Here is a 19,930-nt window from a genome sequence, read left to right on the forward strand (position 1 = left end):
GAACGCCCTACCAGAAGTCCGGCACCGCCTCGGCGAGCCGCGGGCCGATGCGCACCGGCGCGACCTTTTCGGCCAGCCCCGTGCGGTCGGAAATCTCCACCGCCAGCCCGGCGATGGTCGCCGGCCCCTGCGCGGCGTCGAAGCGGCCGCGCGGCACCTTGGTGACGAAGCGGTTCAGCGGCTCCTCCTTCTCCATGCCCAGCGAGGAATCGTAGTCGCCGCACATGCCGGCATCGGACTGGTAGGCGGTGCCGCCGACGAGGACCTGGTGGTCGGCGGTCGGCACATGGGTATGGGTACCCACCACGACGCTCGCCCGCCCGTCGAGGAAATGCCCGAAGCACTGCTTCTCGCTGGTCGCCTCGGCGTGGAAGTCGACGATGATGGCGTCCGCCTGTTCGCCCATCGGGCAGGCCGAGACCAGATTGTCGGCGCAGGCGAAGGGATCGTCGAGATCGGGATGCATGAACACCCGGCCCATGATGTTGGCGACCAGCACCCGCGCGCCGTTCTTCGCCTCGAACAGGCCCGAGCCGTGGCCGGGCGTGCCGGCCGGATAGTTCGCCGGCCGGATGAAGCGGTCCTGCCGTCCGGCGAAGGCCAGCGCCTCGCGCTGGTCCCAGACGTGGTTGCCGGTGGTCACCGCGTCGGCGCCCGCCTCCAGCGTGCGCTCGAAGATCTCCTCGGTGATGCCGAAGCCGCCGGCCGAGTTCTCGCCATTGACGACGACGAAGTCGAGCTTCCAGTCGGAGATCAGGCCGGGCAGCCTGTCGAAGACGGCGGTCCGTCCGGAGCGGCCGACCATGTCGCCGAGAAAGAGAAATCGCATCGCGCTCGCCTGTCGCTGTCTGTCCCGCGGCCTCGTGCCGCGCCGGCCCACCCCTGACGACAAACCGGCAGCGATCCGCTTGGCCCATGCCGCCCGCCCCGTCAACTCGGCCGCGCCATCCCGCAATGCGGGGGTCGCCCGCCGGCAACAGTGCCACCAACGCCCGCCCCCCCTGCGCAACATCGTCGCGCCGGCCACCACCGCCATCCGGTCGAAAAACCGCCAGATTGCCGAGGCATGAGGCCGGTGTCTCGCAGCCACCGCCGGCCGGGCGCGGTCTCCGGCCGTGCCGACATGCCGGCGGGGCCGACGAGCTTCAGATTTCGGTGAGCAATCCCCGCCATCATCATCGTGCATCTGCGCCTTGTGAGCGCAGGGCCGCCGACCGCCTGCCGCGCCTCCCCCGATCGCGCGCCGCAACCGACAGGACAGACCAGACGCCATGATTTTCGCCCGCCGCACGCTCCTTGCCCCCGTCCTGCGCCTCCTGGCGCTGCTGCCCATCGCGCTTCTGGCCGCCTGCGTCGGCTCGCCCGGCTCCGTCGATGTCGGCTCGACCCGCGAGATCAGCGTCGACCGCAATGTCGCGCTCGCCACGATCAACGCCTTCCGCGCCGAGAACGGCCTCGGCGCCGTCCGCTTCGACCCGGTGCTCGGCAAGGCCGCCGAGCGGCAGGCCCGCGCCATGGCCGCGAAGGGCAATCTCAGCCATTCGCTGGACGGCGCCCTGCCCAACCGGGTCGCCTCCTTCGGCTATGACTGGGCCGCGGTGTCGGAGAATATCGGCTGGAACTACCGTTCGACGCCGGCCGTCATCACCGGCTGGAAGCGCTCGCCGGGCCATCGCCGTAACCTGCTCAACGCCAATGTCACCGAGATCGGCTTTGCCGCGGCGACCGGCGCCAACGGCGAGCCCTATTGGGCGCTGATCCTCGGCCGCGAGAAGAACCGGCGCTGATCAGCCAATATCGGGGCGGATCGTCTCGCGCTCGGTGACGATCATCGGCAGGCGGATGTCGTGGGGCTCCATCGGCACCGTCTCCGCCTCCTGCACGGCAAAGGCGACGCCGGCCAGGATCGGCGGCGTGCCCTTCTGCGTCAGCGCCGCGATGGCGCTGTCGTAATAGCCGCGGCCATAGCCGATCCGGCCGCCCTGCCGGTCGAAGACGGCCAGCGGCACCAGCATCAGTTCGGGGTCGAGCACAGCCGCTTCCGCACCCGGCGCATAGGTGCCGAAGCCCTGCGGCTCCAGCGGCGCGCCGCGCACCAGATGGCGGAACTGCAGACGGCCGTCGACGATCGCCGGCACGCAGAGGCGCGCGCCGCGGTCGGCCAGCAGCATCATCAAGGGACGGATATCGATTTCGGAGCGGATCGGCAGGAAGCCCGAGACGACCATGCCGGGCGTGATCGGCAGGAGGTCGGCGCAGCGATCGGCGACGGTGAGCGACGCCTCGATCCGGGCGTCTTCCGGCATCGCGTCCCGCCGGGCCAGTGCCGCCTGGCGCAGGCTTGCCTTGGCTTCTTTCGCATCGATCATCGGCTCTCCCCCTACCGGGCAGAGGTGGACGATTTCGCGGCGGAAGAAAAGTGGTCTGCCGTGTCGGCTGGCCGGAGAAGGGTGGAAAGTGACGAGCCACCCGGCCGATGGAGATGTCGATCCCGGGAACCTACAGAGTAGGTGGGCGCCGTGTGCCCCAGGCCCACGGGCCAAGGCAGGGACAGCTCCCTAGGAATGACTAAGGCCCCGAGAATATGTTACTCCTGGCGCACCGCGCAGCCCGTCGAACACCAATATAGGCGACGCTGCCCCATCCAGCCATAGCTGCAAGGGCTCCGCCCGAAGTTTCTTCTCACACCCGGCGGACGGCTTCGTTCGACCGCCGCCCATATGATCGGGAGATCACAACTGGAGCTCTGGGATTTCCGCTTCATCGCCGGCCAGGCGACCGGCTTTGCCGCGCTGGTCATCTGCATCATGGCCTTTGCCAGCAAGCGCGACGACCGTCTGCTGCTGCTGTTGGTCTTCGCCAATGTCGCCTTCGCGGTGCAGTTCTTCCTGTTCGGCGCCAAGGTCGCCGGCGCGATCAGCGCGCTGATCATCCTGCGCATCCTTCTGGCGCGACGCTACAAGGGAAGCTGGCCGATCATGGCGACGATGCTCGCGGCGACCGGACTGGTCAGCTGGATCAGCTGGGAGCAGCCGCTCGACGTCATTCCGCTGACGGCGGGCCTGCTCGGCACCATCGCCATGTTCATGCTCGACGGCATTCCCATGCGCCTGCTTCTGGCTGGCGCGGCGCTCTGCTGGGTCGCCAGCAACGTCCTCGTCGGCTCGGTCGGGGCGGCGCTGGCCGAACTCCTCGTCCTGACCACCAACGCCGTCACCATCTGGCGCCTCAGCCGCGATCGCCGCGAGGCGCTCGCCTGACGGAGGCGCGACCGCGACCGCGCCAGCCTTCAGACGAAGTGCTTCGACAGCTTCAGCCCCTGGGCCTGGTAGTTCGACTTCAGATCGCTGCCATAGAGCTTCTCCGGCAGCGCCTGCATCCGCTCATAGACCAGCCGGCCGACGATCTGCCCGTCCTCCAGGATGAAGGGCACGTCGTGGCTGCGCACCTCCAGCACCGCGCGGCTGCCCGAGCCACCGGCCGCCGAATGGCCGAAGCCCGGATCGAAGAAGCCGGCATAATGAACGCGGAATTCGCCGACCAGCGGGTCGAAGGGTGTCATCTCGGCGGCAAAGGCCGGCGGCACATGCACCGCCTCCTTGGACACCAGGATGTAGAATTCGTCCGGATCGAGCACCAGTTCGCCGGCCTTGGAGCGCAGCACCGGTTCCCAGAAATCGGTCAGCGCATAGGCGCCGCGCCGGTCGACGTCGACGACGCCCGTATGCCGCTTGCCGCGATAGCCGACGAGCCCGTCCCGGTTGCCGACGAGATCGATCGACAGGGCGATGCCGCCGCCGGAGATGTTGGCCTCGGCCGCCGTCGTCAGCACCTGTTCGCCGTGCAGCGCCGCCAGCTCCGCCTCGTTCAACAGCGGCTCGCCGCTGCGGAAGCGGATCTGCGACAGGCGCGAGCCCTGCCGCACCAGGATCGGGAAGGTCCGCGGCGAGATTTCCAGATAGAGCGGGCCGTCATAGCCGGCCGGCAGCTTGTCGAATTCCTGCGCCCCGTCGGCCAGCACCCGCGTGAAGATGTCGAGCCGCCCGGTGGAGGATTTCGGATTGGCCGTCGCGCGGATGTCGGCCGGCAGGCGGAAACTTTCCAGCAGCGGCACGACGTAGACGCAGCCGGTCTCCAGCACCGCCCCGTCGGCGAGGCTGAATTCGTGCAGCGAGAACCGGTCGAGCTTGTCGACCACCGACTGCCCCTGCCCCGGCAGGAACGAGGCGCGCACCCGGTAGGCCTTCGGCCCGAGGCGCAGGTCGAGGCTCGCCGGCTGGATCTGGTCGCCGTCGCGTTCGATCGGCGCGGCGATGGCACCGGCGGCAAACAGCCCCGCAATCTCCTGGTCGGGCAGGATTCCGCCCTGCGCGTATGTGTCCGACATCGGCTGTCCCGTCATGGCCTTGCATTGCATCCGCGCCGCCCGCGGCGTCGCGCTCCCGGATTGACGCCTAGCCGGATCGGGTCTATTTGCAAAGCAGAAGTGGTGATTTGGCCGGCCGGCTTGCAGCCACGTTAAAGAAGTCGCTAAAGGGCCGTTCTGACGATTTGGCGATCGTGCCTCCCGACGAACCGGCTTTGCGGCGACGCGACAGCCGGTTTTTGTTGTTCGGAGACGACCCATGCAGAAGAAGACGGATACGGCACGCAAACTGCGCCCGGCCACGGCCATGGTCCATGGCGGCACGACGCGCTCAAGCTTCGGCGAGACCTCCGAGGCGCTGTTCCTCACCCAGGGCTTCGTCTATCCGAGCGCCGAGGCCGCCGAGGCCCGCTTCCGCGGCGACGAGCCCGGCTTCATCTATTCGCGCTACGGCAATCCCACGACCCGCATGTTCGAGGAGCGGATGATGGCGCTGGAAGGCGCCGAGGACGCCCGCGCCACCGCCTCCGGCATGGCCGCCGTCGCCGCCGCCATGCAGTGCCAGGTCAAGGCCGGCGACCATGTCGTGGCGGCCCGCGCCCTGTTCGGCTCCTGCCGCTACGTGGTCGAGACGGTGCTCGAGCGCTGCGGCGTCGCCTGCACCCTCGTCGACGGCCGCGATCTCGACGCCTGGCGCGCCGCCGTGCGGCCGGAGACCAAGGTGTTCTTCATGGAGACGCCGACCAATCCGACGCTGGAGGTGATCGACATCACCGCGGTCGCCGAGATCGCCCATGCGGCCGGCGCCACCCTCGTCGTCGACAACGTCTTCGCCACGCCCATGCTGCAGCGTCCGCTGGAGCTCGGCGCCGACGTCGTCGTCTATTCGGCCACCAAGCACATTGACGGCCAGGGCCGGTGCCTCGGCGGTATCATCCTGTCCTCCGCCGCATGGATCGACGAGAACCTCCACAACTATTTCCGCCACACCGGCCCGTCGCTGTCGCCCTTCAATGCGTGGACACTGCTCAAGGGCCTGGAGACGCTGCCGCTGCGCGTCGCCCAGCAGACCCGCTCGGCCGCCCGCATCGCCGACACGCTGGCCGAGCACGGCAAGGTCAACAAGGTGATCTATCCGGGCCGCGCCGACCATCCGGACGCGGCGATCATCGCCCGCCAGATGACCGGCGGCTCGACCCTCCTCGCCTTCGAGGTGGCCGGCGGCAAGGAGGCGGCCTTCCGCTTCTCCAACGCCCTGGAGATCATCCTGATCTCCAACAATCTGGGCGACGCCAAGAGCCTGATCACCCATCCGGCGACCACCACCCACAAGAACCTGACGCCGGAAGCGCGCACCGAACTCGGCATCAGCGACGGCCTCCTCCGCCTCTCCATCGGCCTCGAGGATGTCGACGACCTGCTGGAAGACATCGAAGCCGCGTTGACGGCGGTCTAAAGCGATTCAGTTTGCACGGCTGACAGGTAGGGGGCTATTAGGTACAGGCATATTGTCGCCGATGTTGACGCGTTTAGACGCTACGAAGATACACTTCGGAACCCGAGCCATGCGGCGCTGAAGCCGTTCGCCTCGCCTTTTTCCCAAGATCGAAAGAAGCTCTGTAATTTCGATCTGCCATCACTAACAGCTTCGCAGGTAAGCTCAATCGATGAGATCGATACCCCCTCACGGGAGGGGAACGAGGAGACAGGAATATATATAACTTATGTGTCTGAAGATTAGGGAGGCCGAGTACCCGAAGAGCCCTGATACAAAAACATGAGTGAACGTAAGTGCTAAAATTAATTTCTTACGCGACCACGAGGTCTTCCGTTCGGAAGATACACCTGCAAACTCTGGATGCGCTGCGTCCGCTAAAACGAGGACACACCAGAACGAGTACAGCAACCCAACAAGGAGCAATATGACGGCTTCTTCATGGATAAAATTTGTTGCTGCGGCTGACCAACCGACTATCATTGAGGCGCCCGCGGTAGGAGCCCACTGATGTTCATCAGTCGTTAGATCTATGTATACATTTGAAGTCAATATCCCCCTCCTCCGGAGAAGATGCATAATCCCCCCCGCGGAAAGCATGAGCGCGACAACTAATCCAACAATAAAAATTGTCTTCCATAGATCATACTTAACGCTATACCAAGCTACAATTATAGATAAAGTGTACACCAATGCAATAAGCATGGATACTGTCAATTTTCGGCAGTTAGAAGCACCAGTTGTCATACAATGCAGGCCCGTCAGCTCCCAATCCGCTAAGCCGAATCGATTTCAACCTCATAGTATAGGACATATGTTAAAGCGCAGTTGTTAGATATTTCCGAATATAGATATATTCAAGACAAATTGTCGGGAATCAAATTGCGCCACAAGCCAGACTTGCGAAAGAGAGAACGCCGCATCGTGATCAAACGTTGATAAGAACGCTGATCAGGTCCACCATCCCTGCCCCCTCACCTCTGCCCTCACCCGAACGCCTGGAAACTCATCCGCACGCGCCATGCAAACGTCCACGCCGTCATCGCCGCGAAGATATAGGCGATCAGCGCGAAATGCTGCGGCAGCAGGCAGAACAGCACGAAGACGGCCAGCGTTTCCGACGCCTCGGCCAGCCCGGTGGTGAAATAGAGCGACTTGGTGCCGCGCTGCACGGTCCGGATGCCGCGCTTTTCGGCCATCACCGCATAGGCGAGAAAGCTCGCGCCATTGGCGTAGAAGCTCATCAGGAGGATCGCCGCGGCCAGCGCATTGGCGCCCGGATCGAGGATCGCGAAGGCCAACGGGATCGATCCGTAGAAGAGAAAATCGAAGACGATGTCGAGATAGCCGCCGAAATCGGTCGGCCTTGTCTGCCGCGCCACCGCCCCGTCCAGCCCGTCGGCGAGCCGCGACAAGAGGATCAGCACGAGGCCGGTGACCAGCGCGCCGAAGGCGATCGCGGTGGCGGCGGCCAGTCCCAGCACGAGGCCGGCGACCGTCACGGTGTTGGCGCCGATCTTCAGCCGCGCCAGCCCGCCCGCCAGCCAGTCGATCGGCGGGTCGATCTGCCGTTTCAGAACACCGTCGAGCAAGGCTTTCTCCGTCCACGCGGCGACCCGCCGTTGACCCGAACCGGCCGCACCGCGATAACGTAAGCGACGCGACACGCCATTCGGGTATGGGGCCATGTACAGGGCGACGACGCACGGCATCACGGTCACGGTGACACCGACCTATCTGGAAGACCAGTCGATGCCGGACGACGGACGCTGGGTCTGGGCATATACGGTCGAGATCGAGAACGGCAGCCGGCAAACGACCCGGCTGCGATCACGATATTGGCACATCACCGACGCCAATGGTCACGTCGAGGAAGTCAGTGGCCCCGGCGTCGTCGGCGAGGAACCGCGGCTCGCCCCCGGCGACAGCTTCACCTACACCTCCGGCTGCCCGCTGGGCACGTCGTCCGGCTTCATGCGCGGCCATTACCGCATGGAGCAGGAGGACGGCACGCTGTTCCAGGTGGAGATCCCGGCCTTCTCGCTCGACGTGCCGGCCCGCCAGCGGGTCCTGAACTAGCCGCGCGAACCCGCCGGCCGCCGTCAAAGCCCCGGCCCCACGCCCGGACCGGCCGCGCGCGGGATTATCGTGTCAGCTGTCGCCGTCGGGGCTTTTGCCGCTTTCGGCGTCCGTGAATTCCGACGGATCGAAGCTGTAGGACTCGCCGCAGAACTCGCAGGTCACCGCGATTGCGCCGTCCTCGACGCTCTCGGTGATCTCCTCGGCGGAGAAGTTCGACAACACGCCCTTGATCCGCTCGCGATTGCACGAGCAGTCGTCGGCGACCGGATTGGGCGGGAACACCCGCACGCCCCGCTCGTGGAAGAGCCGGAACAGCAGCCGTTCGACGCCGACATCGGGATCGGCGAGTTCCGACGCCTCGACCGTGTCGACCAGCGCCCGCACCTCGACCCAGGAATCGTCCGGCTCGAAATCGCCGAGTTCGTCCTCGACGCCCTCTGGCGCGTCGCCGCCCGGCAGGTCGGGCATGCGCATGCGCTCCGGCGATTCCGGCAGGAACTGCGCCACCAGACCGCCGGCACGCCAGCTTTCCACGAAGCCGTTCTCGCCGCGTTTGACGATCCGCGCCACCGCCAGCTTCACCGCGGTCGGGATCTGCTCGGACTGGCGGAAATACGCCTCGGCGACCTCCTCCATGGACGAGCCGGCCAGTTCCACGATGCCCTGGTAGCGCTGGGTGTATTCGCCCTGGTCGACGGTCAGCGCCATGATGCCGTTGCCCAGGAGCGCCTCGGACGAGGTCGCGCCGACGCTGACGGCGGCCGCCAGCTTGTCGGCGTCGAAGCGGGCATAGCCGCGCACGCTCGACGGCGTGGTGAAGTCGACGATCAGCAGGTCCACCGGACCGTCGGTCTGGGTCTGGGCAATGAACTTGCCGTCGAATTTCAGCGACGTGCCGAGCAGCACCGTCAGCACGACCATCTCCGCCAGCAGGCGCGCCACCGGTTCGGGGTAGTCGTGCCGGCCGAGGATCTGGTCGAGCATGGGTCCGAGCTGCACCGCCCGGCCCCGGGCGTCGAGGCCCTCGACCGCGAACGGCACGACGGCATCGTCGCCGGCGAAGTTGAACTCGCCGAGCGCCTTCTGCGGATCAGCCACGGCTCTGCCCCGCGGAAGTCTCGGTGCCGAGTGCGTCGAAGCACCAGGCCAGGATGGATTTTTGCGCGTGCAGACGGTTCTCGGCCTCGTCGAAGACCACCGATTGCGGGCCGTCCATGACGGCGTCGGTCACTTCCTCGCCGCGATGGGCAGGGAGACAATGCATGAAGAGTGCCTCGGGCTTGGCATGCGCCATCAGGCGTTCATTGACCTGATAGGGCATGAAGACATTGTGGCCGCGTGCCTGTTCCTCGCGGCCCATGGACACCCAGGTGTCGGTGACGACGCAGTCGGCGCCAGTCACCGCTTCCACCGGGTCCTCCGTAATTAGGATCGAGGCGCCGTCTTTGCGAGCCCGCTCGACGAAGCGCATGTCCGGCCCCGACCCCGCCGGCGTGGCGATGGTCAGGTTGAAGGAGAAGCGCGCCGAGGCCTCGACGAAGGACGACAGCACGTTGTTGCCGTCGCCGGTCCAGGCGAAGGTCTTCCCGCGCACCGGGCCGCGCTTTTCCTCGAAGGTCAAGAGATCGGTCATGATCTGGCACGGATGGGTGTCGTCGGTCAGGCCGTTGATCACCGGCACCGTGGCGTATTCCGCCATTTCCGTCAGCCGGTCATGGGTGGTGGTGCGGATCATGATCGCGTCGACATAGCGCGACAGCACCCGCGCCGTGTCGGCGATGGTCTCCGAGCGGCCGAGTTGCATCTCGGTGCCGGACAGGAACAGCGTCTCGCCGCCGAGCTGGCGCATGCCGACGTCGAAGGACACCCGCGTGCGCGTCGACGGCTTGTCGAAGATCATCGCCAGCACCTTGCCGGCCAAAGGCTTCGGACCGTCGCGGCCGAGCGCCTTGCGCCTGGCGGCATCGTCGATGATGTCGTGCAGGTCGCGGCTCGGGACGGCGGAGATGTCGAGAAAGTGCTTGGGGCCGTTTGCCATCGTCATCATTCGCCTCACGCGCTCTTGCGCCGGTTGCCGGCCGACATCGCCGCCACCGCCGTCTCGATCCGATCCATCGCCTGCCGGACCTCGTCCGCGGTGACGTTGAGCGGCGGCAGCAGGCGCACGACATTGTCGCCCGCCGGTACCGCCAGAAGTCCTTCCTCGCGCATCTGCGCCACGAGTTCGCCGTTCGGCACCTTGGCCTTCAGCCCGATCAGCAGCCCCTCGCCGCGCACCGCCTCGATCACGTCGGGATAGCGGTCCGAGAGCGAGGCCAGCGACTGCTTGAGCTGCAGCGACATGTCGTGGACATGGTCGAGGAAGCCGTCGTCCAGCACCACGTCGAGCACAGCATTGCCGATGGCCATCGCCAGCGGGCTGCCGCCATAGGTCGTGCCGTGCGAGCCCGGCGTCATGCCGCTGGCCGCCCGCTCCGTCGCCAGGCACACGCCGAGCGGAAAGCCGCCGCCAATGCCCTTGGCCGAGGCGAGGATGTCCGGCGCGGCGCCCGAATGCTGATAGGCGAAGAACTTGCCGGTCCGCCCGACGCCGGTCTGCACCTCGTCGTAGATCAGGAGGATGCCGAGATTGTCGCACATCTCGCGCAGGCCCGTCAGGCACATGGGCGGCACGCTGCGAATGCCCCCCTCGCCCTGGATCGGCTCGATCAGGATCGCCGCGACGTCCGGCTGCGCCGCCGCCTCGCGCAGCGCGTCATGGTCGCCGAAGGGCAGCTGGTCGAAGCCTTCGACCTTCGGGCCGTAACCCTCGAGATACTTCTTCTGCCCGCCGGCCGCGATGGTCGCCAGCGTGCGCCCGTGAAAGGCGCCCTCGAAGGTCAGGATGCGATAGCGCTCCGGCGCGCCGTTGACGTAGTGATAGCGCCGCGCCGTCTTGATCGCGCATTCCACCGCCTCGGCGCCGGAATTGGCGAAGAAGGCGCGGTCGGCGAAGGTCGCCGCCGTCAGCCGTTCGGCCATCCGCGTCTGGTCGGGGATCTCGTAGAGATTGGAGACGTGCCACAGCTTCTCGGCCTGCGCCTTCATCGTCTCGACGAGATGCGGATGGGCATGGCCGAGGCAGTTCACCGCGATGCCGCCGCCAAAGTCCATGAAACGTCGGCCGTCGCGCGTCTCCAGCCAGACGCCGCTGCCGCGCTCGAAGGCGAGCGGCGCGCGTGCATAGGTCTCGAAGAGCGGCGAGGAATGGTCCGTCGTGTCAGCCATGGCCTTTGACTTTGCTGGATCGTAAGGGTCGGATCCGGTTGTTGTTGCGGGATCGGTTCGGCGCGCGAACCGCTGGGGCGGGATGCTTGAAACGCCAAAGCCTGCCGATGGGGCAGGCTTTCGAGCGTTTTCCGAGACTTCGGAGCTTCCGCTATACCATGGCGAGCCGACGCGGTGTCAATCGAACCGCATTTTCGCCCTGCTTGTCGGTCATAGGCTTGACGAACGTCACGGGCGGCAACAAAGGCTGGGGAAAAGCCCCAAACGATTCCCCTGCGTCCCCGGCGAGCCTTGTCAGCGAGTCCGCGGCTGGGCTATCTTGCCGTCAAGATACTAGATTTCGTGCGGCGGACCTAGTTCCTCAATATATCTTGTGCGTTCTGGCGCGGTCAGCCGTCGCGCTTGTGGAGGGATTCCAGCCGTCGCGACTATGCCGAAAGGAGCTTGCCATGGGCTGGACTGACGAACGCGTGGAGCTGCTCAAGCAGCTCTGGACCGAAGGCCTGAGCGCCAGCCAGATCGCCGACCGCCTGGGCGGCGTCAGCCGCAACGCCGTGATCGGCAAGGTGCACCGCCTGAAACTCGAATCGCGGGCCCGCCAGCCGAATGTCGCGCAGCCGGTTGCCGTCGAGCGCCCTGCCCCGCGCCGCACGGCCGAGGTCGAGACCGTCGAGATGGTGGTGCCGGCCCGTCTGGTCGCCGCCTCGCAGCAGCAGGCCCCGAGCCGTTCCATGCCGCGCACCATGGGCGCCACCGCGCTGAAGATGGAGCCGGAGGAAGAGCTCGAGGTGATGGACCAGCCGCAGGAGCGCGAGAGCGCCGAAGTGGTGCCGATCGCCCGCAAGCTCAGCCTCGTCGAACTGACCGAGACGACCTGCAAATGGCCGGTCGGCGACCCGATGAAGCCGGACTTCCATTTCTGCGGCAACAACGCCCGCGATGCCTCGCCCTATTGCGCCTATCACGCCAAGCTGGCCTTCCAGCCCTTCTCGGATCGCCGCCGCGCGCGCTAGGCGCCGCAGGCCCTACCAAATGCAAAACACCCCGCGTGGCCAGGCCGCGCGGGGTGTTTGCGTTTCAGGCTCGTGAAGAAGCCGGGGGGAGACGCGTCAGGCGCCGGCACTCAGTCGCGTGCGGGCCGGCGCGGCCGGGGACCTGGCGGCGCTGAACTGCTCATCCAGCGCATAGCCGGCGCCGCGCACGGTGCGGATCGGGTCGCGCTCGCGGCCGCGATTGATCGCCTTGCGCAGCCGGCCGACATGCACGTCCACCGTGCGCTCGTCGACATAGATGTCGCGGCCCCAGACGCCGTCGAGCAACTGCTCGCGGGAGAACACCCGGCCCGGCGACTGCATGAAGAATTCCATCAGCTTGAACTCGGTCGGTCCGAGCTTGAGCTCGCGGCCGGCGCGCCGCACCCGATGGGTCTCGCGGTCGAGATCGATGTCGCCGGCGACGAGCTGACTGGAGATCTTCTCGGGCTTGGAGCGGCGCAGCATGGCCCGCACACGGGCGATCAGCTCCGGCGTCGAGAACGGCTTGACGACATAGTCGTCCGCGCCGACCGACAGGCCGCGCACCCGCTCGCTCTCCTCGCCGCGTGCCGTCAGCATCAGGATCGGCAGGCGCTCGGTCTCCTCGCGCTGGCGCAGCCGCCGGCAGAGCTCAACGCCCGACAGGCCGGGCAGCATCCAGTCGAGGATCAGGAGATCTGGCACCTCCTCCTTCAGCCGGATGTCGGCCTCGTCGCCCCGGTCGATGACGTCGACGACGTAGCCTTCGGCCTCGAGATTGTACCGCAGGAGAATGCCGAGGGCTTCCTCGTCCTCGACGACGACGATCCGTGCGCTCATTGCTGTCAGCCCTCGTCAGCCTGGCTCGGCGGGTCGTTCGGCACCGGCTGGGTCATCGTCGCCGTGTTGTCGCCCTTCGGCCGCTCGTTTTCGAGCTGCTTGCCGGTCTGGATGTAATAGACCGTCTCGGCGATGTTGGTGGCGTGATCGCCGATCCGCTCGATGTTCTTGGCCGAGAACAGGAGATGCGTGCAGGAGGTGATGTTGCGCGGATCCTCCATCATGTAGGTCAGGAGCTCGCGGAAGATCGAGGTGTACATCGCATCGATCTGCTCGTCGTTCTCGCGCATGGCGAGCGCGCGCTCGTAGTCCCGCTCGCCATAGGCGTCGAGCACTTCCTTGAGCTGCTCCAGCGCCATCTCCGACAGATGCTCGATGCCGCGCACCAGCTGCACCGGATGGGCATGGTCGTGGACCGCGATCACCCGCTTGGCGATGTTCTTGGCCAGGTCGCCGATCCGCTCCAGATCGTTGGAGATGCGGATGGCGCCGACGATCTCGCGCAGGTCGACGGCCATCGGCTGGCGCTTGGCGATGGTCATGATCGCCCGCTCGTCGAGCGCCCGCTGGGCGTCGTCCAGCAGCAGGTCGTCGGCGACCACCGACTGGGCCAGCCCCCAGTCGCTGCGCATCAGCGCGGCGACCGACTGCTCGACCATCCGCTCGGCCATCCCGCCCATTTCCGAGATCCGGCGGACGATCAGCTTCAGCTCGTCTTCGTAGGACGTGACTGTATGTTCGGTCATGGGCATGACGCTTCCTTGCCTTCGTTCAGCCGAAGCGGCCGGTGATGTAGTCCTGGGTGCGCTTGTCGTCCGGGTTGGAGAACATCTTCTCCGTCGGGCCGACCTCCACCAGATAGCCGAGATGGAACATCGCCGTGCGCTGCGAGACGCGCGCCGCCTGCTGCATCGAATGGGTGACGATGACGATGGTGTAGTTCTGCTTCAGCTCGTCGATCAGTTCCTCGACCTTGGCGGTCGCGATCGGATCGAGTGCCGAACAGGGCTCGTCCATCAGGATCACCTCGGGCGACACCGCGATGGCGCGGGCGATGCACAGGCGCTGCTGCTGGCCGCCCGACAGGCCGGTGCCCGGCTCGGCGAGCCGGTCCTTTACCTCTTCGTAGAGGCCGGCCTTGCGCAGGCTGGTGACGACGATCTCCTCGAGCTCGGCCTTGGTCGAGGCGAGCCCGTGAATCTTCGGACCATAGGCGACATTGTCGAAGATCGACTTCGGAAACGGGTTGGGCTTCTGGAAGACCATGCCGACCCGCGCCCGCAGCTCGACCACGTCGATCGCCGGATCGTAGACGTCCTCGCCGTCCAGCGTGATCTTGCCGCCCACCTTGGCGATGTCGATCGTGTCGTTCATCCGGTTCAGGCAGCGCAGGAAGGTCGACTTGCCGCAGCCCGACGGTCCGATGAGCGCCGTCACCTGGTTCTCCTCGACATCGAGATCGATGTCGTAGAGCGCCTGCTTCGGACCGTAATGGACGGTCACCTTCTCGGATCGCATCTTGATCGGACGGGTAGGTTGCACGGCAGGCCCTTTCGCTAACGACACCTGGATATTTTCCATCATGGGAGTCTCCTGTCGCATATCTACCAGCGCCGTTCGAGACGGCGTCGCAGAAGGACCGCCGTAAGGTTCATGATCGAGAGGAAGGCCAGGAGCACGCAGATGGCCGCACTGGTGCGCGCCACGAAGCCGCGTTCCGGGCTGTCGAACCAGATGAAGATCTGGGTCGGAAGCGCCGTCGACGGGTCGAGAGGACCCGACGGGGCCGAGGTGATGAAGGCGTTCATGCCGATCAGCAGCAGCGGCGCCGCCTCGCCGAGCGCCTGGGCCAGGCCGATGATCACCCCGGTGAGGATGCCCGGCAGGGCCAGCGGCAGGACGTGATGGCCGATCACCTGCATCTCCGAGGCGCCGACACCGCGCGCCGCCTCGCGGATCGAGGGCGGCACCGCCTTCAAGGCGTTCCGGGTGACGATGATGATCGTCGGCAGGGTCATCAGCGACAGCACCATGCCGCCGACCAGCGGCACCGAACGCGGCAGTCCGAAGACGCCGATGAACAGCGCAAGGCCCAGGAGACCGAAGACGATCGACGGCACCGCCGCCAGATTGTTGATGTTGATCTCGATGAAGTCCGTGAACCGGTTCTTCGGCGCGAACTCCTCCAGATAGACGGCCGCGCCGACCCCGACGGGAACGCTGATCAGGAAACAGACCAGCAGCAGGAAGAACGAGCCGATGATCGCGCCCTTCAGGCCGGCGAGTTCGGGGAAGCGGCTGTCCGCCTCGGTGACGAGGCCCCAGTCGACCGCCGAGCGGATCAGCCCGGCCTCTTCCAGCTGCTTGAAGCGGGCCAGCGCCGCGTCGTCGAGGCGCCGGTTGGCTTCGGCCTGGTCGGCATTGACGACGCCTTCGAACAATTGCTCGTAGGGGTCGGACACCGGCACCCACACCGATGTCGTCTGGCCCTTCAGCTGCGGGTCCGCGGCGACGAGATCGCGCAGCATGAACTGCGCGCCGTTGCTCAGGATGCCGGTCACCGCCCGCCGTTCCGCGCGCCCGTCCGTCTCCGGGAACATGGCGAGCAGGGAATTGTTGGCGAGCGAATTGTAGTTGATGTCGTCCTCGGCGGGGATCGCCACGTCGAGCTTCACCTCGGTCCGCGTCCAGGCCGGAAGCGAGGTCGAGACGACCGATCCGATCAGCGTCGCGAGCATCAGCAGCGCGAACGCGATCGCGACGCCGCCGTAGATCTTCAGCCGGGTCTGCGCCGACTTGCGCTTGCCGAGGCTGGCCCTGACGAGATCACGGGAATGCGTGCCCGGCCGGCCCGAGGGGAATGCGCCTGCTTGGGTAGCGTCAGTCATATTGTTCCCGATACTTCCGGACAATCTGGATTGCGACGAGGTTGAGCATCAGCGTCATGAGGAAGAGCGTCAGCCCGAGGCCGAAGGCGGCCAGCGTCTTGGGACTGTCGAAGGACGTGTCGCCGGTCAGAAGCGCCACGATCTGCACCGTGACGGTGGTGACGCCTTCCAGCGGATTGGCGGTGAGGTTCGCGGTCAGGCCCGCCGCCATGACCACGATCATGGTCTCGCCGATCGCCCGGCTGGTGGCGAGGAGAACACCGCCGACGATGCCCGGCAGGGCCGAGGGCAGGATCACCTTGGTGATGGTTTCGCCGCGGGTCGCCCCGAGCCCGAGCGAGCCGTCCCGCATGGCCCGCGGGACCGCGGAGATCGCGTCGTCGGCCAGCGACGAGATGAACGGGATGATCATCACGCCCATGACGAGGCCCGGCACGATCGCCGCTGTCGGCGATACCGGGATGCCGATGTCGCTGCCGAAGCCGCGAATGGCCGGCGAGACGACGAGGACGGCGAAGAAGCCGTAGACGATCGTCGGAATGCCCGCGAGCACCTCGATCAGCGGCTTGACCACCGTGCGCATCGGCTGCGAGGCGAACTCGGCCATGTAGATCGCCGAGAACAGTCCCACCGGCAGCGCCACGACCATCGCCGTCAACGCGATGATCAGCGTGCCGGCGAAGATCGGCACCGCGCCGAAGGCGCCGGTCGAGCCGACCTGGTCGGGGCGGATGGCGATCTGCGGGTCCCAGTTGATGCCGAAGAAGAATTCCAGCGGCGACACCACGGCGAAGAACCGAAGCCCCTCGAACAGGAGCGAGAAGAGAATGCCCAGCGTCACCAGGATCGAGATGGTGGCGCAGAAGATCAGGATGTACTTGATGATCCGCTCGGCCGTGTTGCGGGCACGAAACCGCAGGTCGATCCGGGGAACGACAACGCCCGAGGCGATCAGCGCGATCGCCACGACGACCGCGAGCAGCAGCCAGCGCGAGACGTTCGCCGCCGTCTGGAAGGTCTCCGCGGCGATGAAGACCGCGGGGTCGGGCTCGCCGAAGGTGACGCCGGCGGCGACCTGGCGGACCTGTCCGATGAGCAGGCCGAGCCGCCCGGCCGACGCTTCCTTCAGCGTCTCGGGCAGATTGGCGAGGATGATCCGGTCGAGCACGACGGGCTCGAGCGCCAGCCACAGCAGGATGACGACGACGCAGGGTGTCAGGATCGTCAGCGCAAGAAGATAGCCGTGATATTTGGGGAGGGAGTGCAGCGTCCGTCCGTCACCCGTCGCCCCGACCGTCCGCGCCTTCATGAAGGCGGCGCTGAAGCCGATGATCGTCAGCAAGACGGCAGTCGCCAGCGTCAATGATAGCGGCATGGATCCCGACACTCCTTGCGAGGAACCGCCGGCCAGGAAAATGGCCGGCGGGTTTGTCAGCGCGAAAGCTTACTTCGGCGCCTGCATGGTCTCGCCTTCGGTGGCGGACTTGCGGGTGGCCTCGAGCTTGTCGGCGCTCAGCGGGACCAGGCCGCGGTCGATCAGGTAGCCGTCCTCGCCCATCGCGCCGTCGCTGACATACTCGGCGACGAACTCGTTGAGGCCCGGAATAGCGTCACGATGCGCGTTCTTGACGTAGATGAAGAGCGGGCGGGAGACGCCGTACTCGCCGGTCAGAACCGTGTCCTCGGACGGAACGACACCACCGATGGCGGCGCCCTTCAGCTTGTCCTGGTTCTCGAACAGGAACGAGTAGCCGAAGATGCCGAAGGCGGTCGGGTCGGTCTCGAGACGCTGCACGATCAGGTTGTCGTTCTCGCCGGCTTCGACGAAGGCACCGTCGGTGCGCATGCGCTGGCAGACTTCGTCGTGACGGTCCTCGTCGAGCGCCTTGATGGCCTCGAACTCGGCGCAGCCCTCTTCCATGACCAGCTCGACCCAGGCGTCGCGCGTGCCGGACGTCGGCGGCGGGCCATAGACCAGGATCGGCTCGGCCGGCAGCGAGGAATCGATCTCGTTCCAGCTCTTGTACGGGTTGGCCTTCACCTCACCGTCGACCTCGACCTCGGCGGCGAGCGCCTGGAAGAGCTGCGCCTTGCTGACCGACAGCTCCGGGCCGCTGCGGGCGTTGGCGAAGGACAGCGCGTCGTAGCCGAGCAGGACTTCGGTGACGTCCTTGACGCCGTTCGACTGGCACAGCTCGTATTCCGACGCCTTCATGGCGCGCGAGGCACCGGTGATGTCGGGGGTCTGCTCGCCGACGCCGCCGCAGAAGATCTTCATGCCGCCGCCGGTACCGGTCGACTCGGTCACGGGCGCCGGAAACTCACCCATGTTGGCGAACTGTTCAGCAACGGCCTGGGTGTAGGGGAAAACCGTCGAGGATCCGACGATCTGGATCTGGTCCCGGACCTGCGCGGAGGCCTGGCCGGTCAGTGCGATGGCGGTACCGAGCGCGAGGCTGGCGATGAACTTGTTGTTCACGGGTGCGTCTCCTTGAGGAGTTTGTTTCGAACCGAGCACTGTTGGGCCGCCCTGTCTGGCGGCTGCTGCTCGCCGACACGTCTAGCGGCGCTGGAAGAAGTCTATATGACAGTCGGATTGCACCTTTATGACAGTCCAAGCCGCTGTTTCTTATAGCGCTTTCTCCGAAGTATCAGAATCGGACCGCGGCAGCGGTAACCTGGCCGTGAACACAGAGCCTTTTCCGATGGTCGACTCGACCAGGAGTCGCCCGCGATGGCGCAAGAGGATGTTGCGGGTGATCGACAGGCCGAGGCCGGTGCCCCGCTTGGCCCGCGAGCGGCCCGGATCGACGCGGTAGAAGCGTTCGGTCAGCCGCGGCACGTGCTCAGCCGGAATGCCGGGGCCGAAATCGCGCACCGCCGCATCGACGAAGCTGCCGCCCGCCTCCACCGTCCGGGTCAGGCTGATCTCCACGCGCTTGCCGGTCTCGCCGTATTTGCAGGCGTTCTCGACCAGATTGGAGAAGACCTGCATCAGTTCGTCCTCGTCGCCGGGGATCGCCACCGGCTCCTCCGGCAGCTCCAGCGCCAGCTCGACATCCAACTGCTCGGCCAGCGGCGCCAGCTGGCTCTCCACCTTGCGCAGGATCGCCCCGAGATCGACACGGGTCGAGATCGGCACATGCCGCTTCATCTCGATCCGCGACAGCGACAGGAGGTCGTCGATCAGCCGCGACATGCGGGTCGCCTGCTCGCGCATGATGCCGAGGAATTTCTCGCGCGCCGCCGGGTCGTCCTTGGCCGGACCCAGCAGCGTCTCGATGAAGCCCGACAGCGAGGCCAGCGGCGTGCGCAATTCGTGGCTGGCATTGGCGACGAAATCGGTGCGCATGCGTTCGATGCGCAGCTCGGCGGTCCGGTCGCTGAACCTTATCAGGAAGAAATGCGGCCGCTCGCCCTGATAGGGCGGGATCGGCAGGATCTCGATCTGCCAGACCCGCTCGACCGGGCGCCGCTCCTCGATCGTCACCCTGCCCGGCTGGTTGTCGCGCAGCACCGCCTCGACCGCCGCCAGGAATTCCGGCGAGCGGAAGCGCAGCGACAGCGCGTCGCCCAGCGCCATGTTGCCGAAGCCGACCAGCGAGGCGGGATTGCGGTAGCGCAGCAGCATCTGGCGGTCGATGATGAAGCTCGGCTGCTGCAGCGCCTCCACCACCGCCTTGACGCCGCGGCTCGGCCAGGTCGTGTCGGCGCGTTCGCTGGCCGCCACCGCCTGCCGGCGCCGATCGACCCGCTGCGGCACGTAGAGCACCGCCAGGAGAAACAGGAAGACGGCCACGCATCCGGGGGCGGCCTCGGGCACGAACCAGCCCAGCCCGCCGAGCCCGATCAGCGCCGCGAGCGCCACGGAACGGGTCCGCACGCCGGAGCGGCCGACGGGCGCGATCTCCGGCTCGCCGGGCTCGGGCGGGCTCAAGCGGACACCTGTGGGGCGGGAATCGGACGGCGGCAGGACGAA

General features: G+C 66.5%; 19 protein-coding genes, 1 other RNA gene and 1 riboswitch. Of the genes, 5 read left to right on the plus strand and 15 right to left on the minus strand.

Annotated features, from left to right (window positions below; all coding sequences use genetic code 11):
- Positions 1 to 7 precede the first annotated feature (7 nt).
- Entirely contained in the window at positions 8 to 829 is an 822-nt protein-coding gene (locus ACEQX1_RS12110; RefSeq protein ID WP_370196866.1) for a TIGR00282 family metallophosphoesterase, read from the minus strand.
- Between the two features lie 442 nt (positions 830 to 1,271).
- Between ACEQX1_RS12110 and ACEQX1_RS12115 the strand changes: the two genes are divergently transcribed.
- The gene (locus ACEQX1_RS12115) at positions 1,272 to 1,787 is read left to right on the plus strand and encodes a CAP domain-containing protein (protein ID WP_370194788.1); all 516 of its coding nucleotides are present in this window, start codon (positions 1,272 to 1,274) and stop codon (positions 1,785 to 1,787) included.
- On the opposite strand, the gene ACEQX1_RS12120 is transcribed toward ACEQX1_RS12115, so the two are convergent.
- Both ACEQX1_RS12120 and ssrS read right to left on the minus strand, forming a co-directional pair.
- The gene (locus ACEQX1_RS12120) at positions 1,788 to 2,369 is read right to left on the minus strand and encodes a 5-formyltetrahydrofolate cyclo-ligase (protein WP_370194789.1); all 582 of its coding nucleotides are present in this window, start codon (positions 2,367 to 2,369) and stop codon (positions 1,788 to 1,790) included.
- 89 nt (positions 2,370 to 2,458) lie between these two features.
- Positions 2,459 to 2,615: non-coding RNA, 6S RNA (ssrS, locus tag ACEQX1_RS12125), on the minus strand.
- A 105-nt stretch (positions 2,616 to 2,720) separates the two neighbouring features.
- On the opposite strand from ssrS, the gene ACEQX1_RS12130 reads away from it, so the two are divergent.
- On the plus strand, positions 2,721 to 3,260 hold the full coding sequence (locus tag ACEQX1_RS12130) for a YgjV family protein (RefSeq protein WP_370194791.1): 540 nt from the start codon (positions 2,721 to 2,723) through the stop codon (positions 3,258 to 3,260).
- Positions 3,261 to 3,289: 29 nt separating this feature from the next.
- On the opposite strand, the gene ACEQX1_RS12135 is transcribed toward ACEQX1_RS12130, so the two are convergent.
- Positions 3,290 to 4,387 carry a 2'-deoxycytidine 5'-triphosphate deaminase gene (locus tag ACEQX1_RS12135; RefSeq protein WP_370194793.1) on the minus strand — a complete coding sequence of 366 codons (1,098 nt, stop codon included), beginning with the start codon at positions 4,385 to 4,387 and terminating at the stop codon, positions 3,290 to 3,292.
- Positions 4,388 to 4,476: 89 nt separating this feature from the next.
- Positions 4,477 to 4,554, plus strand: a riboswitch (SAM riboswitch).
- A 71-nt stretch (positions 4,555 to 4,625) separates the two neighbouring features.
- On the opposite strand from ACEQX1_RS12135, the gene ACEQX1_RS12140 reads away from it, so the two are divergent.
- The gene (locus ACEQX1_RS12140) at positions 4,626 to 5,822 is read left to right on the plus strand and encodes an O-succinylhomoserine sulfhydrylase (RefSeq protein ID WP_370196867.1); all 1,197 of its coding nucleotides are present in this window, start codon (positions 4,626 to 4,628) and stop codon (positions 5,820 to 5,822) included.
- A gap of 1,025 nt (positions 5,823 to 6,847) precedes the next feature.
- Here the strand turns inward: ACEQX1_RS12140 and ACEQX1_RS12145 are convergent.
- Complete coding sequence (locus ACEQX1_RS12145; protein WP_370196868.1) at positions 6,848 to 7,453, minus strand: CDP-alcohol phosphatidyltransferase family protein; 606 nt, start codon at positions 7,451 to 7,453, stop codon at positions 6,848 to 6,850.
- A 94-nt stretch (positions 7,454 to 7,547) separates the two neighbouring features.
- On the opposite strand from ACEQX1_RS12145, the gene apaG reads away from it, so the two are divergent.
- Entirely contained in the window at positions 7,548 to 7,940 is a 393-nt protein-coding gene (apaG, locus tag ACEQX1_RS12150) for a Co2+/Mg2+ efflux protein ApaG (RefSeq protein ID WP_024348869.1), read from the plus strand.
- 72 nt (positions 7,941 to 8,012) lie between these two features.
- Here the strand turns inward: apaG and ACEQX1_RS12155 are convergent, their stop codons facing one another.
- From ACEQX1_RS12155 to ACEQX1_RS12165, 3 genes are read right to left on the minus strand one after another with little or no spacing between them, the layout of a single operon-like run.
- Positions 8,013 to 9,041, minus strand: coding sequence for an Hsp33 family molecular chaperone (locus ACEQX1_RS12155; RefSeq protein ID WP_370194798.1), 1,029 nt, complete (start codon positions 9,039 to 9,041; stop codon positions 8,013 to 8,015).
- A complete protein-coding gene (argF, locus tag ACEQX1_RS12160) occupies positions 9,034 to 9,987 on the minus strand; it encodes an ornithine carbamoyltransferase (protein ID WP_029702577.1) in 954 nt (317 codons plus the stop codon). The genes ACEQX1_RS12155 and argF overlap by 8 nt, the downstream gene beginning before the upstream one ends.
- Positions 9,988 to 9,995: 8 nt before the next feature.
- Entirely contained in the window at positions 9,996 to 11,210 is a 1,215-nt protein-coding gene (locus ACEQX1_RS12165; protein ID WP_024348872.1) for an aspartate aminotransferase family protein, read from the minus strand.
- Between the two features lie 449 nt (positions 11,211 to 11,659).
- Here ACEQX1_RS12165 and ACEQX1_RS12170 point away from each other — a divergent pair, with 449 nt between their 5' ends.
- Positions 11,660 to 12,223, plus strand: a complete 564-nt coding sequence (locus ACEQX1_RS12170) for a GcrA family cell cycle regulator (protein WP_024348873.1) — start codon at positions 11,660 to 11,662, stop codon at positions 12,221 to 12,223.
- A 96-nt stretch (positions 12,224 to 12,319) separates the two neighbouring features.
- Here ACEQX1_RS12170 and phoB read toward each other — a convergent pair whose 3' ends face one another.
- From phoB to ACEQX1_RS12205, 7 genes are all read right to left on the minus strand, one after another.
- Positions 12,320 to 13,063 (minus strand): phosphate regulon transcriptional regulator PhoB, encoded by a 744-nt coding sequence (gene phoB, locus ACEQX1_RS12175; RefSeq protein WP_024348874.1) that lies wholly within the window; start codon positions 13,061 to 13,063, stop codon positions 12,320 to 12,322.
- 5 nt (positions 13,064 to 13,068) lie between these two features.
- On the minus strand, positions 13,069 to 13,815 hold the full coding sequence (gene phoU / locus ACEQX1_RS12180) for a phosphate signaling complex protein PhoU (RefSeq protein WP_188077650.1): 747 nt from the start codon (positions 13,813 to 13,815) through the stop codon (positions 13,069 to 13,071).
- A gap of 19 nt (positions 13,816 to 13,834) precedes the next feature.
- Positions 13,835 to 14,644, minus strand: a complete 810-nt coding sequence (pstB, locus tag ACEQX1_RS12185; protein WP_051141505.1) for a phosphate ABC transporter ATP-binding protein PstB — start codon at positions 14,642 to 14,644, stop codon at positions 13,835 to 13,837.
- Between the two features lie 23 nt (positions 14,645 to 14,667).
- On the minus strand, positions 14,668 to 15,951 hold the full coding sequence (pstA, locus tag ACEQX1_RS12190) for a phosphate ABC transporter permease PstA (RefSeq protein WP_370194841.1): 1,284 nt from the start codon (positions 15,949 to 15,951) through the stop codon (positions 14,668 to 14,670).
- Positions 15,944 to 17,326 (minus strand): phosphate ABC transporter permease subunit PstC, encoded by a 1,383-nt coding sequence (gene pstC / locus ACEQX1_RS12195; protein ID WP_370196869.1) that lies wholly within the window; start codon positions 17,324 to 17,326, stop codon positions 15,944 to 15,946. The genes pstA and pstC overlap by 8 nt, the downstream gene beginning before the upstream one ends.
- Before the next feature lie 69 nt (positions 17,327 to 17,395).
- Positions 17,396 to 18,430 carry a substrate-binding domain-containing protein gene (locus tag ACEQX1_RS12200; RefSeq protein ID WP_228240257.1) on the minus strand — a complete coding sequence of 345 codons (1,035 nt, stop codon included), beginning with the start codon at positions 18,428 to 18,430 and terminating at the stop codon, positions 17,396 to 17,398.
- Between the two features lie 150 nt (positions 18,431 to 18,580).
- On the minus strand, positions 18,581 to 19,888 hold the full coding sequence (locus ACEQX1_RS12205; protein ID WP_370194838.1) for an ATP-binding protein: 1,308 nt from the start codon (positions 19,886 to 19,888) through the stop codon (positions 18,581 to 18,583).
- Positions 19,889 to 19,930: the final 42 nt, after the last annotated feature.

This window comes from Aurantimonas sp., assembly GCF_964217435.1.
Taxonomy (GTDB): Bacteria; Pseudomonadota; Alphaproteobacteria; order Rhizobiales; family Rhizobiaceae; genus Aurantimonas; species Aurantimonas coralicida.

Bases quoted from the DNA above. Each gene is read 5' to 3' on its own strand.
- ACEQX1_RS12110 (WP_370196866.1), bottom strand. From the start codon at position 829: ATGCGATTTCTCTTTCTCGGCGACATGGTCGGCCGCTCCGGACGGACC.
- ACEQX1_RS12115 (WP_370194788.1), top strand. From the start codon at position 1,272: ATGATTTTCGCCCGCCGCACGCTCCTTGCCCCCGTCCTGCGCCTCCTG.
- ACEQX1_RS12120 (WP_370194789.1), bottom strand. From the start codon at position 2,369: ATGATCGATGCGAAAGAAGCCAAGGCAAGCCTGCGCCAGGCGGCACTG.
- ACEQX1_RS12130 (WP_370194791.1), top strand. From the start codon at position 2,721: ATGATCGGGAGATCACAACTGGAGCTCTGGGATTTCCGCTTCATCGCC.
- ACEQX1_RS12135 (WP_370194793.1), bottom strand. From the start codon at position 4,387: ATGTCGGACACATACGCGCAGGGCGGAATCCTGCCCGACCAGGAGATT.
- ACEQX1_RS12140 (WP_370196867.1), top strand. From the start codon at position 4,626: ATGCAGAAGAAGACGGATACGGCACGCAAACTGCGCCCGGCCACGGCC.
- apaG (WP_024348869.1), top strand. From the start codon at position 7,548: ATGTACAGGGCGACGACGCACGGCATCACGGTCACGGTGACACCGACC.
- argF (WP_029702577.1), bottom strand. From the start codon at position 9,987: ATGACGATGGCAAACGGCCCCAAGCACTTTCTCGACATCTCCGCCGTC.
- ACEQX1_RS12165 (WP_024348872.1), bottom strand. From the start codon at position 11,210: ATGGCTGACACGACGGACCATTCCTCGCCGCTCTTCGAGACCTATGCA.
- ACEQX1_RS12170 (WP_024348873.1), top strand. From the start codon at position 11,660: ATGGGCTGGACTGACGAACGCGTGGAGCTGCTCAAGCAGCTCTGGACC.
- phoB (WP_024348874.1), bottom strand. From the start codon at position 13,063: ATGAGCGCACGGATCGTCGTCGTCGAGGACGAGGAAGCCCTCGGCATT.
- phoU (WP_188077650.1), bottom strand. From the start codon at position 13,815: ATGCCCATGACCGAACATACAGTCACGTCCTACGAAGACGAGCTGAAG.
- pstB (WP_051141505.1), bottom strand. From the start codon at position 14,644: ATGGAAAATATCCAGGTGTCGTTAGCGAAAGGGCCTGCCGTGCAACCT.
- pstA (WP_370194841.1), bottom strand. From the start codon at position 15,951: ATGACTGACGCTACCCAAGCAGGCGCATTCCCCTCGGGCCGGCCGGGC.
- pstC (WP_370196869.1), bottom strand. From the start codon at position 17,326: ATGCCGCTATCATTGACGCTGGCGACTGCCGTCTTGCTGACGATCATC.